Source organism: Citrobacter sp. Cpo071, from assembly GCF_030332765.1.
GTDB classification, from domain to species: domain Bacteria; phylum Pseudomonadota; class Gammaproteobacteria; order Enterobacterales; family Enterobacteriaceae; genus Citrobacter; species Citrobacter portucalensis.
The window spans coordinates 54871-73541 of record NZ_JAOWHE010000080.1 but is presented as its reverse complement, the minus strand read 5'-3'; the positions used below and the strand labels follow the sequence as shown (position 1 = coordinate 73541).

The window sequence follows — 18671 nt, the reverse complement described above, 5'->3', positions numbered from 1 at the left end:
AGCAGCGTCATGTGAAATGAAAAGGCACTGATATGAATTCTGATTCATCTGCTGCAAACGTGCAGGCAGAAGGCGTGGCAAAAAGTCCTGAAAATGACAACCAGCAGGCTTTAGCGATGCTGCAAAAAAGCGACCTGGAGATGGTTCGCGTGCTCGACGATTTGATTTACCTGTTGATCCGTAAAGGCGTGATTGCTATTACCGATCTTCCGCCGATGGCGCAGGTTAAATTAATGAATCGCGCGAACGCGCGCCAGGAACTTGGCGGGTTAGAACAACTGCTTGGCAACGATGATCGTATATTTTAGCTGATGCAGGCAGTTTGTAGGCCGGATAAGCGTAGCGCCATCCGGCTATACAAAGGCGTATCAAGACGCCAGTTTTATCACAATGGTGCGGGCTCACCTAATAATTGCCCCATTGCACCATCAATCCCTAATTCTTGCAGCACCATAAGCTCACCTTCCGTTTCAACTCGCTCGGCAATGAGCGGCAAATCAATACTGCGCGTGGCACTGCACAATACTTCAATAAACAAACGCTTATCATTTTCCTCATCAATTTTGCGGATATAGCTGCTGTCGATTTTCAGATAGGCAAGACCCCATTGCGACAGATGACCGATCATATCGAAACGGCTACCGAAGTGTTGCAGTCCCAGCGCGCAGCGATGCTGACCTACGGCTTTAACAAATGCCGCCATCTGATGGGGGCCTGGTAACTGATTTTCATCCAGTTCCAGAATCAGCTTGCTGGCTAATTTCGGTGAGTACCGTAACGGATTGAGCAGGTCTGCAATGGCGGTCGCGCTGGCGACAGAACTGCCAGAAATACTCAACGCTAGTTTTCCTGGCGCGGTTTTCAACTGGTTCAATGTGAGCTTCAACATGACTTTATCGAGTCGATGACTCCAGCCAAAGCGGTGGATCCACGGCAAGAACCGCCCCGCGGTAATGGCGTTACCCTGCTCATCAATAATGCGCGACAGTACCTTGTAATGCAGGATTTTGTCCGGCTGGCGGCAATCGACCACCGGCTGATAAACCAACTGAAACTGTTGATTTGTCAGCGCATGCTCCAGACGAACAAACCACAAATGCTGATCTTCTGTAGCTGCAGGTATTTCGGTGGTAGGAACGACCTGATGGTTGGTGTGTGTTTCCGCTTCAACCAGCAGGCGATCGGCCTGGATCAGCAATGACTGGGCATTTTCTCCGGCGCTGAATGGCACCATGCTGGTATAGGCAACCGGCTGTTGGTCTGACATTCCAGTAGCGTAAAAGGCCGTGAGTTTCTGAGACAATGAATTACACAGCTCCAGCATTTCTCCGTGCGTCACGCCAGGGCAGAGTAGGGCGAATTCACCGCCGCGAATGCGAGCGAGCGTGCTGTCGAGAGGGGCATACTTTTCTCTGTGCGCGTTCAGCAGGTTGGCGATGTTGAGCAACAGCTTATCAGTATGCGGTCCGCCAAAGCGCTGATTCAGGCCACCTAAATCCTGAACGCGAACCAGCATCAGATATCCTGGTGCCGTATCGGCATCACTCAGTCGCGCCTGGAGCTGCATATCGAATGCCCGGCGGTTGGCTACCCCGGTCTGGCTGTCGAGATAAGCTTCATTGTGCAGGCGTTCGCTGTAGATAGCTTGTTCTTCAAATAACGATTTAAGCTTAGCTGCCATTAAATTCATGGCGCCTACAACGCGGCGTAATTCCGGCGTTTTGGGTAACTCGTGGAGTGTCAGAAACTCGCGACGGGTAATCGCTTCGGATTGTTTTGCCATGTAATTGAGTGGGCGCAGCAGTTTGCGCAGCAGCAGAATACCGGCGATTAAGCAGGCAAGACTACAGGACAGCATCCACAACAGATTGCCTAAGGTATTGTCCCACAGACGCTGCACGGCAAAGATAGGATCGCTGGTCACTTCCACGCGAGCTGCCTGCTGCCAGCCGCGCATAATCGTTGCTTCACCGGTTTGCGGGGTGACATCCACCAGATCGACGAACCAACCGGGAACGTTGGGAATTGTCGCTACCGCGCTACGCTCAAGCATTATTTTGCCGTTTGCCAGATCGACGATGCGGATTTTTTTGTAGTAACCGCTATCGAAAATGGAGCTGACCATCAGCTCGATCATTGCCGGGTCGTTGACGTTGGGCGTCAGCGAAACGCCTAGCGCCGTTGCGGCATCCTGGGCATGTGAAAGGAGTTGGTTATTGGACTGATTGCGAGAACTCTCCAGCGTCACAATAAAATTGCCGCTGAACACAACCATCATAAAGAGAGAGATTGCCAGAAGTAACTGTTTAAAAAGAGACACGGGCGATTCCTATTTATCCATCGGGAAGCCTTCTTCCCGCATTTTGGTGAAAACTTGCTGCCAGCGAGAAAGCCTCTTGCTGTCCCCAACGCGTTTATTGTTTTGATTGCCGGGAAGCCAAAGGCCAGTGTTGTTAAAGGAGTAGACGGGTAATAAGTCCATGCGCTGCGTAGCAGGCGAAATGGTGCTGGTCAGGCTGTCGAGCACCAGAGGAATCGCCCCAGGGGTGGCGTACCAGGTGAGCACCATATGCGCGCGATTTAAACGCAGGGCTTTAACGTAGGTGATGCGAAGTTTGTCTTCTGACACGCCCAACTGGCGGAGGGTGAAATATTTGGCGATTGCGTAGTCTTCACAATCCGCCTCACCTTTGCGCAGCGACTCGATAGGGGTTGCCCAGTAATCGACGTTATGCCAGACATCAATATCTTCGGTATAGCGGATCTTCTCGTTAAAGAATTGGTTTACGGCGCGTAATTGCGTTTGCTCGTCAGCATTACGCAACTGGAGCAGAAGCTGTTGCCAGGCGCGGATCCGTTGCTGTGCTTCTGGTGTTGCCGGGCCATATAGCGCATCGGACTTTTGTTGAATATTGGCAAAATCCCAGGCCGCGCGTAGCGAATGGACTGACAGCAATAGCAGCAGCGCCCCGGGGATTTTCCATAGGCGTAGCAGGCGGTGGCGTAAGCAGCGGCGGATAATGTTCAATGGCTATGCTGGCAACTGCCCGGTGACGGGTTTTTCATCTTTTCGCAGGACCAGGGGGACAACCACTTTTTACGTAATTGCACGTTGGCCGGCGAGGCAAAAAAATCTGTCAGCGTACTGTCAACAAACGTCACAAACTGCGGATCGTTTTTCCTCATCATAATGGCATAGTGCATCTCATTGCCGATGCTCTCAGAAGAGACGCTGAACAGTTCAGGTTGCTCGCTATGATTAATCAGCGGCCAGGCCAGAATGTCATCGACAAAGAAAGCGGCGGATTCATTATGCGCCATTTTCTCAAATGCGCCGTTTATGGTGGTGGTGGTAATCGTTGAAATATTAAGGTGTTGCTCTCTGTTGGCTTTATTAAATTCCAGCAAATCTTTAGAGCTACCGGTCAGACTTACCGTGCGTCCTTTTAGATCGGCAATTGAATTTATATTATTTTTACGCAAAGAGATGATGCGCATTTTCGCGGTGTAGTAGTTGAGCGAAAATGAAACGCTGGAGGTCCGCTCCGGTGCGTTAGTATTTACACCACAGTCCATATCTATTTTCCGTGTGTTTAATGCGGAGAAGCGTTCTGCAAAATTCACGGGAATATAATGAATGGTTAAGCTGTTGAGCTTCAAATACTGGCGCAACTTATCGGCAATCATGTTACATACCGCGATGGTATAACCCGTGACTTTGCCATTGTGGTCAGTAAAAGAAAACGGTGGCAGCTGGCGATAACCCACGTTGAGCACGCTGCTGTTCTGAATATGATCGAGCGTCGCGGCGTTCTGCTGCGCCATCAGCGCGGGGGTGATACCGATGCCTGCCAGTAAAAACAGCCATTGCACTATGCGGTTCACCCTTGTCATCTCACGATTAATTATATTTTTCATAATCAAAACTGATCTTCTTTTTAGCAGACGTTAATGCTTTCAGGTTATCTGACATGGGAATGTTTAAATTAATGGCTTTCGGCGGAATCGGTGACTGAAACCATTTATTGTACAGCGCAGTAAATTCGTTGCTGGCCATCAGCGAGGAGAGAGTGTCATCAACAAATTCTTTAAATTCTTTATCGTGTAACGGGAGTAACAAGCCGGCCGGTAGCGGGGCGCTGAGCGCAATGTCGGAAAGTTTATAGTCTCCAGGATTAGGCGTTTGCGCGATCATCCCTTTGAGTAAAACCGTACTGGAGATCAGTGCAGAATACTCACCATTCTTCAGTTCATTGAAGGCGGTAATGTTGTTGGTATCGAGTTGAATATTAATATCCAGGTCATTGGCGGCATTCACTTTTTGCAGTTGCTCAACGTAAATCGTGCCGCTTTTTACCAGTACGCTATGTCCGGAAAGCTCTGCCAGATTGTCGTTGCTTTCATTTTTACGCATGACGAAGCGGGTACTTGAAAAATAAAACGGAAGCGAGAACTCGCTAATGCTGTGGCGACTTTTCGAATAAAAGGCCGGGATACACATGATGTCTGCCATGTGATTTTTAATCAGGACAAACTGCGATGCTGAGTTAGCTTTTACCCACTCGACCTTCAGGTTTTTAAGCTGAAGTTTTGTCTTGAGCGCGCTGACGATACTGTTGCAAATATCAATGGAATAGCCGGCAGGTACGTTGCCATTCTGCCATGAGAAAGGAAACGCATCATCCTGATAACCAAGGGTAATGCTTTTCTTGCTGGCGATTTGCTCCAGCGTGTGCAACGGCAGGGCTGAGCCTGCTAAGCATGGCGTTGCTGAAACTATTAACAGGACAAAAATCGTCAGCATGCGCTTTACCGGGCGAAAGAAGTCAGACATTGCACAGTCCTTCTTCAATGACCTCTTTGGCAAATGCGGAAAGCACTTCACGCTCGCGCAGCGGATAGCTAAAGAAATAGCCCTGAACATTCTGGCACTCAATGTCGCGCAGAATGTCACGCTGCTGCGCGGTTTCTACCCCTTCAGCGGTGACCGACATATTGTACTTATGGGCAAACTGAATCAGCATCACAATCAAATACTGACTGGCATTATCTTGCTGGAGCTTATCGACCAGCGTGCGCGCTATCTTGATGCGAGTGAAAGGATAGATCAGCAGATAATCCAGTGCCGCGTAGCCGGTGCCTAAATCATCCATCGCGATTTCAATGCCCAGAGAGCGAATCTCTTGCAGCACGGGTAAGGCAATCGACTTATCCAGCTTTTCGGATTCGGTAATTTCTATTTCAAGACGTTCGGCTGAAAGTTGACTGATGCGTAACGCATCTTTGATAACGTCAACCAGTCCTGGGCTGTGCAGTTGGTAGGCCGATATATTGACGGCTACCCTGATACGCTCCGGCCATTTGGCAGCGGCTTCACAGGACTGACGAATAATCCATTCGCCCAAACGGACAATCAGACCGGAGTTCTCGGCGATGTTGATAAAATAATCAGGGTAAATCAGACCCTTGGTGGGATGATTCCAGCGTATCAGCGATTCGTAGCCATATACGCTTTCATCTTCCAGATTGATGATTGGCTGGTAATGAAGCTCGAATTCCTTGTTATCAATACCATCGATGATTTCCTGATTAATAAACAGGCTGTGGGTATGCTTCATCACCATGCCGTCTTCGAAGAAATGGAAGCAACCCCGGCCATGATGTTTTGAGGCGTACATGGCAAGGTCGGCATTGATCATCAACGTCGAGGTATTATTGCCCTGATACGGCGCGGTGGTGATACCGATACTGCAGCTGATGGAAAAAGTATGCGTACTCCAGGTAAACGGGGTGCTCAGCGCACGAATAATCCGCTTCGCCAGCCGATTCGCTTCTTTGATGGCGTTATCGCTGACATGTTGCAGAATGGCGAATTCATCACCGCCCAGACGCGCTGCGATATCGTTAGGTCCCAGCAAGAGCTGCAGGCGCTGGGCAACGCTGATTAACAGCTCATCGCCCGCTTTATGACCAAAGGTGTCGTTTACTGGTTTGAAGTTGTCGAGGTCAATCAACAGCAGGTTAAATGGTTTTTCGTCCTGATGGATTTCACTGACGCGTTTATCTAACGCCTGGCCAAACGAAACGCGGTTGGGCAATCCGGTCAGTGAATCATGATGGGCCATATGCTCCATCTTTTGCGACATTTCATGCATTCGTTGCAGATAGCCGCGTTCTTTCATGGCGACGCGCAATTTTTCAATCGCCCCGGCCAGATGTCCAATCTCATCGTCCTGATCAAGATAGGGCGTTATACAGTCCGTCTCTTCATGGGCGATGCGGGTAAGGGAGTTAATCAGCAGCGGAACCGGACGGAATAAACGGCGCATAAACATCGTGACCAGTGCCAGCGTTACCAGCAAAATCAGAACAAAAATGATACTGCTTTTTTTCAGCATCGCATCGTAGGTGGCGTAGAGATCGCTTTTTTTTCCAATGCTGCTAATCAGGCTACCGAGGATCTCACCTGAAGGCGTCAAAATAGGAACGGCGCTGATAAAGCACTCTTCGCCATTAATTTGGGCGAAGCCAACATAGTAGTTACCCAGCACATCGCGCGGCAGACGACCGGGGAAAGAGATGATCCCTTCACCCTCTTCTGACTTGTTGTTGATGCCAACAAACCCTTTCTCCGGCGTATACAGAAACAACCAGGTGGGGCTATGGGTCTGTACTGAAGCCAGTGCCAGAACGTCAACCGGGTTATAACCGGTTTGCATAATAGAGTCGGTGTCACCAATCTGTCTGTCGGAGACAATGCGGGATATCTGCCCTGCGTCGCTGGTTTCGACCGAAACGGTGGTATACACGTTGCGGATGATGTAGGTCATAATCTGTGCATTCGCTTCAGCCCGCTGTACCCACTGCTGATAAGAAAAGTTATCTATCAGGCTCCAGTTGGTAAACGCGCCAGCACTAAACGCAATAACGATACCCGCCAGCAAGAATTGCGTTATTTTGCCAGTGATTGAATGTTGCCACCCTTTTATTGCTTTAAGGGAAAACAGAGACTTTGCCACGGATTATGTTAATTCCTGAAAAGATTATTCGATACTAAAATTAATTTCTGTTATTACTTGATGGAATATTATTGTTGCAAATAAGTAGATGAAAGATGTGAAACTTAATGACGTAACAAATAACTAACATTGAACCATGGTGAGTAATGACAAAAATAACGGTATGCGAATATAGATAACGCTGCTCTTTTCGTCAATAGGCAAAAGTGTACATAAAAATACATTTTCTGAATGCCCCTTTCAGGATATTAATGTTGACATTCATGGTGCTTGAGAAGATTTTTTATACGCACTGGTTGGAGGTGTTGGGAAACTGACAAAGGATTTTTTGTTTTTTACTAAACATCAATGAATTAGCAGTTTTTTTGACAGGCATTTTAGTGATTTCATCCCCACCGGATGTCCATTTTTGTCTATAAATGGGTATTTATTTCCTGATTTGATATGAATAACATGCTCTCTTCATTATAGAACCTTATTTTATTTTCTCAGTGCGCGGTCAATGTTGACAATTTTGCTATGGTTCATCGGCTGACCCAAAAGGATTTGTTTGTGACATTCGAGTCTGGATTAAAGTCCTATTGGTATAGTGCATAGCGGATAAATTGATTTGGACGCAATAATAAATTCAAACACGATAAAAAACATTCGGGAATGGTGCCTGCCACTTGTCTTACCTGGCCTTTTTTACCCGCTGGCACAATATCTTAACGGTTATAGCATTCTCAATAATACTATTTTAACAGTTTACGATCTCAAGCTAGCCGTATTTTCTGCCGCATTGGTCTTGTTCGGTTTTCGGGTGTTGCCGGGGTTTCTTCTGTTCCTGACGGTCATGTTTGTGGTCGGTCCGCAAAATGAACGGGTAGATGCGTTGTGCCTGATCATCGCGTCGACCTTAAGTTATGCCGCGTACCGCAAATTCACCGGCAGACGCAGCTGCGTTAGCTTTGGTCGCATCAAAATTAGCTTTAATCGTCTGCTCTGGCTTTGTGGCTACAACGTCCTGCTGTATCTGGTGTTCAGCAAACTCTTTGCAATGTTTGTCGCCCACGGACAACGCCCCGATGTGGATAACATTCCGGCGTTGAGTCTGGGCATGCTGGTACGTATTCAGGGGATCATCAACGGTTGCTTGACGGGGATCCCTTTATTTTACAAGATTTACCGCATCATTCGTCGACCGTCTTTCCTGCTGACCTTTCTGCGGGCCATTGCTGAACAGTGTAAAGGCAATATCGGCGTCTACGGCGTTATATCATGGTGCATCTTGCTGTTTTTTCTGATGTTCTTCTTAACATCACCGGATAATTTGGATGTTTTTTTCTCTATCTATAGCCTGATCCTGTTATTTCCGTTGATGTTGTGGGGAGCAATCAAGATTGGCCACTTGTTCACAATGCTGGTGTGGACGATCGTATTAATCATCTTAGGCAAACATAACGACAGCTATATCGCCAGCGATGTTAACTTCATGCTGCATCAGGCGCTGGTTTCGACGTTGATCTTTGTCTTTTCACTCACCATTGTGATCATGGGGGTACTGGCAAAATTTACCCGTCAGCGCTTTAACCAGGCGCTGCTGCTGGGGCTGACTGACCCGATGACAGGCATGGCAAATTTACGGGCGCTGAAGACGGAGCTATTTACCACTGAACGCGCGACTGTATGTCTGATACAGATCCCCGAGCTGGAGCTTTTTTCGCGTCGTTATGGTTTTCATTTCCGCGCCCGCTACCAGAAGATCCTTGCTGAGCATTTGCGCAGACATCTGGTGAAAAGCGAGAAAGTCTATTACCACGCGGGTTATGATCTGCTCATTCGGCTGGAAAATGGCACCTGGGAGCGGCTATGCGATCTGTATCAGGCCGCCAACAGTTTTCGTCTCTTTTACAACAACCATCGGTTGGGTTTTCGCAGTGGTTTGGGCTATTGCCTGATTAACGATCTAAGTGATGACATTTATCAGCTGGTGGGGAAACTGGGCATGGTGGCGGGTTTATCACTCACCAACGGCAGGCCGGAAAACCTTGAGGCGCAGCATAGCCGGATCCTTGGCAACCACATTGTTGATAAAACGGAAATTCGCACTGCGCTGCAAAATGCGCTGGATAACAATGCGTTTGTCCTGATGGCACAGCCAATAGTTAGTACCCACGGTGAAGCGCCGTATCATGAAATATTGATCCGTATGCTTAACGAACGGGGAGAATTTATTCCACCGAACAGTTTCCTGCCGGTTGCTCATGATGCGGGGCTGGCACCGGATATCGATCTCTGGGTTATCGAAAATACCCTCAAATTTATGCGTAACCACCCGCAGCATTGTTTTTCTATTAACCTGGCACCGGTGACGGTGTGTCGTTCAAATATTGTCATGAAGATCACCCAACTCCTGCACGACTACGCGGTGGAGCCACAGCGGATTATTTTTGAAATAACGGAAGCAGATACGTTATCAGACAAAGAACAAACCGTGGAAACGCTACGTTTAATACGTCAGCTGGGATGTCGGGTGGCAATTGATGACTTTGGCACCGGGTTTGCGAGTCATGCGCGCTTGATGAATATCGAAGCAGATATCCTGAAAATAGATGGCTCGTTTATTCGACGGATCACCGAAAGTGAAATTAGTTACTACATCGTTGAGTCATTCTGCCGCGTTGCTGAAATGAAAAAAATGCAGGTGGTCGCTGAATTTGTCGAGAACGCCACTATTCAGGCCTGTCTGGAAAAAATGAATGTGGGCTGGTTACAGGGATATCACATTGGCAAACCTACGCCGCTGTTCACGCTCGAATCACAGGGCGCTAGCTCCTGATGACCAAAAAAAGAGTAATTTCTTCTCAGGTAGAGAATAAAAATCATGAGTGACATTATTAAAGTAAAAAATCGAACGGCGAATACCACCAGTGAGGGACCGCGCGCTCGACTATTGTCCTGGCTGCACAACATCCATCCCGGTGTGGCGATGAAGCTCGGTATGATTTTGGTTGTTTGTATCGCAACGTTGCTGATTGGCGCCTCTTTTATATTATCGTCGTATCTTTCCAGAGAATTGCAGGTCAATGCGCTGGAGATGATTAAAACCAACACGCGGATATTCCACAACAGTATTTCTAACGAGTTTCAGCGTGTGACTCGTGATGCGGAACATTACAGCAATGTTTATATTAATAATTATCAAAACGTTGCCAATAAACCGCTGCGTTATATGGACTCTACTGAATTAAAAGCGGTGCTGAGCAACCCGAACACCAACGCGCACTTCACCGAATTAACCAGCGTATTTGCCAGTACGTTTATTCTGCAAGGCGAGCAATTTGTACGTGTCAGCAGTACGTTACTGGCGAGTTCAGGCAATACAGCAACAGCAACAGCGCTAGGGCATGATAATCCTGCGTTGCCGCTGCTTTTGAAAAATAAACCCTTTTCCGGTGTGGTCACACTGTTCGGTAAACAGTTTATTAGTCACTACGAACCGATTGCCGACAAATATGGTCAGGTCGTGGGGGCCGTCGCGGTGGGTTTCGACGTCAAACAGAGTTTGCAACCGATCATTCAGCGTTTGTTGAATGTGCATATTGGTAAAGATGGCTACGCCTATGTGCTGGATGCCGGATTTGAACCTGGTCGTATGTTGGTCCACCCCTCGTTGAGCAACCAGCAGGCAATTAATATTACCGATGCCAATGGTTTTAAGCTGTTTGCCGACATGCTCGAACACAAGAATGGCATCACTTACTACAACTGGGTGAGCGGTTATGGCGCATTGCCGAAGACCAAAGTTGCCGTTTATGAATACGTTGAAGGGATAAACTGGATAATCGCCACCACCAACTATGTTGATGATGTCGCCAAGAGCAGCAATCTGGTGCGTAACGGTCTGCTGCTGTTTACCGCGCTGCTGCTGCCCATCATTTTACTGCTGATTGCTGTGGCCAGCCGTTTCCTGATTTCCCGGCGCTTAAACCGTGTCCTGGGGATTGCACAAACCATTGCCGAAGGCGACTTAACGGTGGATGTTCAGGTCGATCACCACGATGAGATCGGCGAACTGCTGAGTGCGGTGGAGATGATGCGTCAGCGTCTGCACTCGTTGGTAGGCGGTATGGTTTCTCATGCAAATTCGGTACATCAGGCATCTTTGCATATTACCGAAGCGGTCGATGGGCAGGCATCAACCAGCGTGGAAACCTCATCTTCAGTGGCTGAAATTACCTCCACCATGGAAGAGCTGTCTGCCTCATCGACACAGATAGCCGAACACTCACGGGCGGTTGTGGATATTGCCAACCAGACGCTCGAGGATTGCAATAAAGGCTCCGAGTCGATGTCGCAATTGCTGATGCGTATGACGGATATTGATACCGACAATCAGCAAAATATGCGTGAAATCATGATGCTTGGTAATAAGTCGACGGAAATCAGTCGCGTGATGGTGATCATTAACAGCGTCGCGGATCAGACGAAACTTATCGCCTTTAACGCAGCGCTCGAAGCTGCCAGCGCCGGGGAAGCCGGTAAGCGTTTCTCGGTTGTGGCGGCTGAAATCCGCCGTCTGGCGGATTCGGTGACGGAATCGACGGTTGAAATTGAAAATAAGATCAGCGAGATCCAAAACGCGATTAATCGTCTGGTGCTGAACGCGGAAAAAGGCGGCGAGAGCATTAAAGCGGGCGCAATAGCCTGTAAAGTCAGCGCCGAACATCTGAACGATATCGTTGTTACGGCCGAGCAAACCTCGACGGCGGCGCTGCAAATATCGCTTTCAACACAGCAACAGAAAACGGCGAGTAATCAGGTGGTCATGGCGCTACGTGAGATCGTTGTTGCCAGTAACTATACCTCGCAATCTATCAAAGACATTCTGGTTGTCAGTCAGGATATGACACAACTGTCGAAAGCGCTGAAAGAGGCTTCGTCCTCATTCACACTGACGGAAACAGATGCATGAATAGCAGCAACATTCGGGTGCTGATCCTCGACCTGGGCAGCGCATCGCGTAATGAGCTGGTCAGGCAACTGGAGGATCACCCGCACATTAAGGTGGTGGGGCAAGCAGCCCATCGCAGGCAGGCGATCCGACTGTTGCAACAGCTGATGCCTGACCTGCTGATTCTGACGCTGGATATCTCGAGCGCCGATAACGTCGAAATCGTGGAAACGATCATGGCAACCAGCGCAATCCCGATCCTTGTCATGAGATTTTGTCCAGAGAATCAATGGGATGATGACTACATTTCCCGTGGTGCGTTGGCGGTGTTGCACCATAGCAGTGATTCACCACTCTCAACGGATGCTTTGCATCGTAAAGTAGAATTATTGGTCGGTGTGAAAGTCATTCGACATATCAAGGGATTACGCTATCCAGGCGAACCGGTAATCCCCACTGCACGACCGATGATAGACGTTGTAAAAACGCCACAGGACTGGCCTTTTGTGCTGGCGATTGCCTGCTCGACGGGCGGGCCGCAGGCGCTCAGTAAACTGTTACAGAAGCTGCCCGGTACGTTCCCGTGCCCGGTACTTATTGCCCAACATATTGCCGATGGCTTCGCGAAAAATATGGTGCATTGGCTGGATAGCGTGACCGATCTGAAGGTGCGACTGGCGCAGGAGGACGATCGGGTGGAAGCGGGGTATGTGTATATATTGCCGCCGGAGCAGCACCTGATCGTCAAAAGCAACCAGCGTTTAGCGGCGATCCCACGACAGGAAAGCGACGTTTACCATCCCAGTTGCAACCTGTTGCTGGAGTCAGTGGCTGAGGTGTTTCGCGAAAAAGCCGTCGGACTGATTATGACCGGCATGGGCAGCGATGGCTGCCGCGGCATTGAGCTTATTGTCCGCCGTGGCGGAACAACGCTGGCGCAGGACGAAGAAAGTTCGGTGGTATTCGGTATGAATAAGAACGCGATCGACAAGCAACTGATACACCGCACGATCCCTCTGGATGGTCTTGCTGCAGTACTGCTTTCGATGGCTTGCCACGGGCATGTTGAGAGTAAATTGCCATGATCCCTAATCTTCCTGACTATGCGCGCCTGATCAAAGAACGGGTCGGTTTGCACTTCGATAACGCCATGGAAGCATTGCTGAAAACGGCGCTGGGTCGGCGAATGGCCGAGCGAAAAATCAATGATTACTATGAATACTATGAACAACTGCGTAGCTCGCAGAATGAGTTTGATAGTTTCATCACGCTGATTACGATTAACGAAACCTATTTTTTCCGTGAAAGCGATACGCTGGATTTAATCTGCGATAAATGGATCCCGCGTCTGTTGCAACAGCGCAGCGGCCCGGTGCGAATTCTGAGTGCCGGATGCTCTTCCGGAGAGGAAGCCTACTCGTTGGCGATCAAGCTGCATGAGAAATACCTCGGCGGAATGGCCCAGCGCATTGAAATTTACGGCTGTGATATTGACCCGGCAATCCTGGCAAAAGCCCGCAACGCCTGCTATTCAAGCTACTCGTTTCGTGGCGTCGACCCGAGTATTCAGCAACGCTATTTTACCCGCTCGGGAAACCTCTACCGACTGCATGATGAGATCCGTGAGAAGGTCTCCTTCCATCGCACCAACATTATAAAAGAACAGTTACTGCCGGAAGTGGACATCATTTTGCTGCGCAATGTGTCCATCTATTTTGATACGCCAACGCGTCGCGAGCTGCACGGTAATTTGCTGAAGATGTTGCAACCACAGGGAGCCTTATTTTTTGGCAATGCGGAAACGCTGGCTAACAATTTCGACATTCTGAAGCTGGAGCAGGAAGAGGGGATTTTCTATTTTTGCCATCATCGTGAAGCGGCAAGGGTTGTGCCTGTCCCCAGAGTTGCGGTGCGCATTCCGCAGTCGAGAGCGGTGGTTGAACAGGTTCCTCTGGTGCCCACGGCGCAGCAGAGTAATGACTGGCTGAAGAAAGCACGCGCCAGCCTCGATGAAAAATGTTTTTCTGAAGCTGAAAAGTGTATCGCCTGTGTATTACGTGACGATCCCCGTAATCAGGATGCGCTTTTGATCCAGGGCGTTATTGCCCTCGAACAGCGTGAGTTTTCTCAAACAGCCGGAAACGCACAGCAGATCCTCGCCCAAGATGAGTGGTCGGCAGAGGCCAAAATGCTGCTCGGACTGGCGATGATGTGGCAACACCAGACCCAGCAGGCCATCGCCTGGTTCAAACAGGTGGTTTATCAGGAACCCGGCTACTGGCCTGCGCACTATTATCTGGCTGAAATGTACCGGCAAAGCGAGTTATACCAGCCTGCTCAACGGACTTATCGTGTGGTGATGCAGTTACTGAACGACGAGATAAACAATCCTTCCTCGGTTTGTCGTCTGCGTTTGCCAATGGTATTTCCAGGCAATACGTTTCGTTTCTTGTGTGAACATCAACTGGCGCAATTCGCCCACCAAAGTGGCTAATAAGAGCGATTATGGCTATCGATCTGAAAAAATTCGTTCTGCGCTTTATTGATGAAGGGAGAGGTCATTTGCAGACGATCAGCGAAGGGGCGTTTCTCCTCTCCGCTGATGAACATACCGACGCCTGGATAGGTGAGATGTTTCGCGCTGCGCATACCCTGAAAGGGGGCGCGCGGATGCTGAAGCTGCAAAGTATTGCCGATGTCACGCATCATCTTGAAGATGTATTGAGTGAACTGCGTGATAACAAACTGACGCCGGACAGGGCGCTGGGCAATCTGATTCATGAGTCTGTGGAGTATCTTTCTGGTCAGCTTACCCAGCTTTCTGTCAGCGAAGGGGATAATCAGTTGCCACCGGCGGATGCCGGGCTGTGCGAACGCCTTGCCCGCGCCAGTCGGGGAGAGGATATCACGCTGGCTGTCGAAACTGCCGGGGCAACAGAAAAACCGGTAGTCCCTGCGCCCGCGACGCCAGCCAGCATGGATGCCGGTATTAAGCAGGCGGATTTCGTTCGGGTAAAGCTGAACAAGCTCGATGGACTGATCGACATTCTGGGGGAGGTGCTCGCCGGACATGATCGCCTGGAACAGCAGATACAAAACCTGAGTCAACTGGTACCACGGTTACCGGGATTAAGCGCTGAACAGCTTCGCCAGCAGATCCATGACTTTAGCGCCCAGCTAAAAGAAAGCGTTCAGCTCCAGCATTTGCAGATGTTTGAACTATACGATGTGGCGGCGCGGATCCGTATGCTGCCACTTTCAACATTGTTTGAACCCATTTCGCTGCAGGTCAGCGAACTGGCTTCCACACTGAACAAGCAGGTGGTGTGCCGCTTTGTTGGCGGAGAAGTGGAAATCGACCGCCAGCTCATTGATCGGCTTTCGGAGTCGCTGACGCATCTACTGCGTAATGCCGTCGATCACGGGATTGGTGAGATCGACGAACGTCTGGCGCTCGGTAAATCCACTCGCGGCACGATTACCATCACTACTCAGCAGGACGGCAGCGGGATACTACTGCGTATCGAAGATGATGGCCGTGGTCTGAACTATGAGGCCATCAGCGCGAAGGCGGTCAGTAAAGGTCTTGTTCCCGCTTCAATGGTCGGGCAGCTCTCCGAGCAAGAATGTAATGAGCTGATTTTTCATCCCGGCTTTTCGACCAGCAAGATAGTCTCCGAGCTTTCTGGTCGCGGTGTTGGTCTTGATGTGGTGCGCAAAACGGTGGTGACCGACCTGCAAGGCGATTTGCAGGTTTATAGCCGTCCGGGAGTCGGAACCAGCTTTAACCTGCGGTTGCCTGTTTCGTTAACCATGATGCGGATTTTGCAATTTGAAGAGCAGGGGCACCTTTTTGGACTGGCTGCGCAGTATGTGGTTGAGGTGGTGGAATGCACGCCACAGGGGATCAGCGATATCGCCGGACGTCCTGCAATTATCTTGCATAACGAGTTTATCCCGGTGGTTTGCGTAGGTAGCTTACTGGGCATTCATGAACGCCAGAGCAGCTTTTCAACGCCCGGACAGCGATTAATCGTGGTGCAGAACCAGTACAGCAAAATGGCGCTGCAAGTGGATAAGCTCCTCGATGAACGCAAGATGATGATCAAACCGTTACCGAAGCATATGCAACAGCAGTCGCTGGTCTCCGGGATGGTACAAACACCGGATAACCAACTGGTCAGCATCCTGCACGTTCCCGCGCTGATGGCGATGGCGCAACAATCACGGCAAACCAGTACACCAGCGCCCGCCACGAGCGTAACGCATGATGCCTGGCATGTGTTGGTGGTCGATGACTCACTGAATACCCGTGAGATAGAAAAGAACGTGCTGGAAGCGCACGGCTATCAGGTGACTCTGGCAGAAGACGGGCTGTCGGGGCTGCAAAAAGCGAAACTGACCCAGTTTGATGCCGTACTGACGGATGTCGAAATGCCGTTTATGGATGGTTTCACCTTCACCAAATCGTTGCGTGGGGAGAAAAACTACCAGCATACGCCAATCATCATCGTGACGTCCCGCGCGAAGGAAGAGGACCGGCGACGGGGGATTCAGGTGGGTGCGGATGCCTACATCGCCAAGGGCGATTTCGAGCAGGACAGTTTGATAAAAACATTAAAAATGCTTTTGTGCTGATGGCGCAAAATCGAGAGAGAAAATGCGAATTTTATTAGTTGATGATGATCTTTTTGCGGCTGAACTGGCATCCATATTTTTGCAAATGGACGGCTACGATGTGGTGATTGTGGAAAGCGCGATTTCCGCCCTGGCGTGCCTGGACTCGGATAACAACATCGACCTGGTGATTAGCGATCTGCATATGCCAGAGATCAGTGGTTTGGATTTGCTGGCGCTGTTACGCGCTCAGGATTGGGCTAAGCCTTTTATTTTACTGAGTGCCAATGAAGTAACGGGCAGCGACGCTCTGTACGACCGTTGGGTGAAAAAAGATGAAAACCTCGCGGAAAATCTGGGGGCTGCTGTCAATGCGCTACTGCAACCATCTGCGATTAACTGAATAAGCCTACGTGTTTGATGAAACAAGAAAATAAGCATATAGCGATGGCGGCAGCGCAGGAAAAAATAGCGCGTTTGCGGCAGGGGTTTCTACGCCGAATTCCCGACATGCTGGCACAAGCGGAAAGATTACTCGTTCAACTGGTCGCAGAGCCTAGCGAAGCCTGTCGCAAACAGCTACATATCCTGCTGCACAGTATTCACGGTTCGGCAGGGTCCTTTGGCTTTAGCCCGCTGGCGAATGCCTCAGCAGAAGGTGAGCGTTTACTAACAGAACCGGAAACAGAGCAAAGCACATTGCATTACGATGAGCTGCGGCGAATCATCAGGTGGTTGTACACCCTGACACAGGAGCAGCTCAATCTTGAACATCGTATCAGCGATACGGAGTTCACATTACCGATCACCGCGCAGCGCCCGGAAGAGGGATATGTTCGGCGGGCCAGTAAGCCTATCTACCTGTGTGATGATGATATTGACCAGGTCGAGCTTCTCGCGACCCAACTGCGCTGTTTTGGTTTTACCTGCCATGCGTTCGCGAACACGCAGGATTTCACTCAGGCCGTATTGTCGCAACCGCCTGCCGTGGTGATTATGGATGTTAGCTTTCCGGACAACGCCTACGGTGGACCGCTGGCAATGTCGGATTTGAAACAAAAAGTGGGCAAACCTTTCCCTGTGCTGTTCCTCTCGTGTCATAGCGATTTCAATGCCCGCGTCAACGCCATCAAATCTGGCTGCGATGGCTACTACGTAAAACCTGCGTCTATAACCGATTTAGTCCAGGAACTTCATCGCCTGACTCAACCGTCGCTGAAAAAGCCTTACCAGGTATTGTTGATCGATGACGAACCGGCGGTGGCTGAATACAACGCGGAGATGCTGCGCTTGGCGGGCATGGAAGTGCATGTGCTGGAAAAACCTCACTATCTACTGCATGTACTCAATGCGCAGCCGATCGATTTGGTGTTGATGGATTATCACATGCCGGAGTTCAGCGGTGAGGAACTGACAAAACTGATTCGCCAAATACCGCAGCATATTGGCCTGCCTATCGCCTATCTCTCCAGCGAGACCAACAAGCATGCGCAGTTGGGAGCAATGAGCATCGGCGCGGAGGATTTTATCCTCAAACAGAGCGACCCTGAGGAGCTGATCCGCGCCGTATCGATTCGCGCGGAAAGAATGCGCGTCCTGCGTGCCCGCATGTCGCAGGACAGTCTGAGCGGGTTATATAACCACTCAACGACCACCCATTTTCTCAAAAGCGCGATTGCCGAGTCGAACTACAGCGGCAACCCGTTTTGTATGGTGATGGTGGACCTGGATCGCTTTAAAAGTATTAACGATACCTACGGTCATGCGGTCGGTGACCAGGTAATTGTCGGTATTTCGCAGTTGTTCTCCCATCGCTTACGCAGCACCGATATCGTTGGCCGTTATGGTGGTGAAGAGTTTGTCATCATTATGCCCAACACCAGCAGTGACAAGGCCGCGCGCGTGGTCGAACGATTGCGTAGGGATTACGAGCAGGTCACATTTTCCGTTAACGACGCCAGTTTTCACAGTACCTTCAGCGCGGGTATTGCCCAGTGGCAGTTTGGCGATCGGATTGAAACGCTACGCGAACGCGCCGATCAGGCGCTGTATGCCGCGAAACAAAATGGCCGTAACACTTTCTGCATTGCCGAGTAAAA

Annotated in this window: 13 protein-coding genes; 8 read left to right on the top strand and 5 right to left on the bottom strand. The window is 49.8% G+C overall.

What is annotated here, in order from left to right; translation table 11 throughout:
• Nucleotides 1–32 precede the first annotated feature (32 nt).
• Complete coding sequence (locus OGY09_RS12425) at nt 33–308, top strand: hypothetical protein (RefSeq protein WP_003825832.1); 276 nt, start codon at nt 33–35, stop codon at nt 306–308.
• Nucleotides 309–385: 77 nt separating this feature from the next.
• On the opposite strand, the gene lapD is transcribed toward OGY09_RS12425, so the two are convergent.
• Genes lapD through OGY09_RS12400 form a run of 5 tightly spaced genes read right to left on the bottom strand, consistent with a single transcriptional unit; the run spans nt 386 to nt 7019 of the window.
• A complete protein-coding gene (lapD, locus tag OGY09_RS12420) occupies nt 386–2320 on the bottom strand; it encodes a cyclic di-GMP receptor LapD (RefSeq protein ID WP_008785657.1) in 1935 nt (644 codons plus the stop codon).
• Between the two features lie 9 nt (nt 2321–2329).
• Complete coding sequence (lapG, locus tag OGY09_RS12415; protein WP_032945487.1) at nt 2330–3022, bottom strand: cysteine protease LapG; 693 nt, start codon at nt 3020–3022, stop codon at nt 2330–2332.
• 2 nt (nt 3023–3024) lie between these two features.
• Nucleotides 3025–3873, bottom strand: a complete 849-nt coding sequence (locus OGY09_RS12410; protein WP_286590445.1) for a transporter substrate-binding domain-containing protein — start codon at nt 3871–3873, stop codon at nt 3025–3027.
• Nucleotides 3874–3901: 28 nt separating this feature from the next.
• Nucleotides 3902–4834: an amino acid ABC transporter substrate-binding protein gene (locus OGY09_RS12405; RefSeq protein WP_032944786.1), complete on the bottom strand. Its 933-nt coding sequence runs from the start codon at nt 4832–4834 to the stop codon at nt 3902–3904.
• The gene (locus OGY09_RS12400; protein WP_032944783.1) at nt 4827–7019 is read right to left on the bottom strand and encodes a putative bifunctional diguanylate cyclase/phosphodiesterase; all 2193 of its coding nucleotides are present in this window, start codon (nt 7017–7019) and stop codon (nt 4827–4829) included. Before OGY09_RS12400 ends, OGY09_RS12405 begins: the two co-directional genes overlap by 8 nt.
• A 610-nt stretch (nt 7020–7629) precedes the next feature.
• Here OGY09_RS12400 and OGY09_RS12395 point away from each other — a divergent pair.
• The 7 genes from OGY09_RS12395 to OGY09_RS12365 are packed head-to-tail and all read left to right on the top strand — an operon-like array spanning nt 7630 to nt 18669.
• Nucleotides 7630–9840: a sensor domain-containing phosphodiesterase gene (locus tag OGY09_RS12395; protein WP_008785653.1), complete on the top strand. Its 2211-nt coding sequence runs from the start codon at nt 7630–7632 to the stop codon at nt 9838–9840.
• A 45-nt stretch (nt 9841–9885) separates the two neighbouring features.
• Nucleotides 9886–11976, top strand: a complete 2091-nt coding sequence (locus tag OGY09_RS12390; protein ID WP_032944781.1) for a methyl-accepting chemotaxis protein — start codon at nt 9886–9888, stop codon at nt 11974–11976.
• Nucleotides 11973–13040: a chemotaxis protein CheB gene (locus OGY09_RS12385; protein WP_032944778.1), complete on the top strand. Its 1068-nt coding sequence runs from the start codon at nt 11973–11975 to the stop codon at nt 13038–13040. Before OGY09_RS12390 ends, OGY09_RS12385 begins: the two co-directional genes overlap by 4 nt.
• Nucleotides 13037–14449 (top strand): CheR family methyltransferase, encoded by a 1413-nt coding sequence (locus OGY09_RS12380; RefSeq protein ID WP_032944776.1) that lies wholly within the window; start codon nt 13037–13039, stop codon nt 14447–14449. The genes OGY09_RS12385 and OGY09_RS12380 overlap by 4 nt, the downstream gene beginning before the upstream one ends.
• Nucleotides 14450–14460: 11 nt before the next feature.
• Nucleotides 14461–16593, top strand: coding sequence for a hybrid sensor histidine kinase/response regulator (locus OGY09_RS12375; protein ID WP_032944774.1), 2133 nt, complete (start codon nt 14461–14463; stop codon nt 16591–16593).
• Nucleotides 16594–16615: 22 nt separating this feature from the next.
• Nucleotides 16616–16975, top strand: a complete 360-nt coding sequence (locus OGY09_RS12370; RefSeq protein WP_008785648.1) for a response regulator — start codon at nt 16616–16618, stop codon at nt 16973–16975.
• Between the two features lie 17 nt (nt 16976–16992).
• Complete coding sequence (locus OGY09_RS12365; RefSeq protein ID WP_032944772.1) at nt 16993–18669, top strand: diguanylate cyclase; 1677 nt, start codon at nt 16993–16995, stop codon at nt 18667–18669.
• Nucleotides 18670–18671 lie beyond the last annotated feature (2 nt).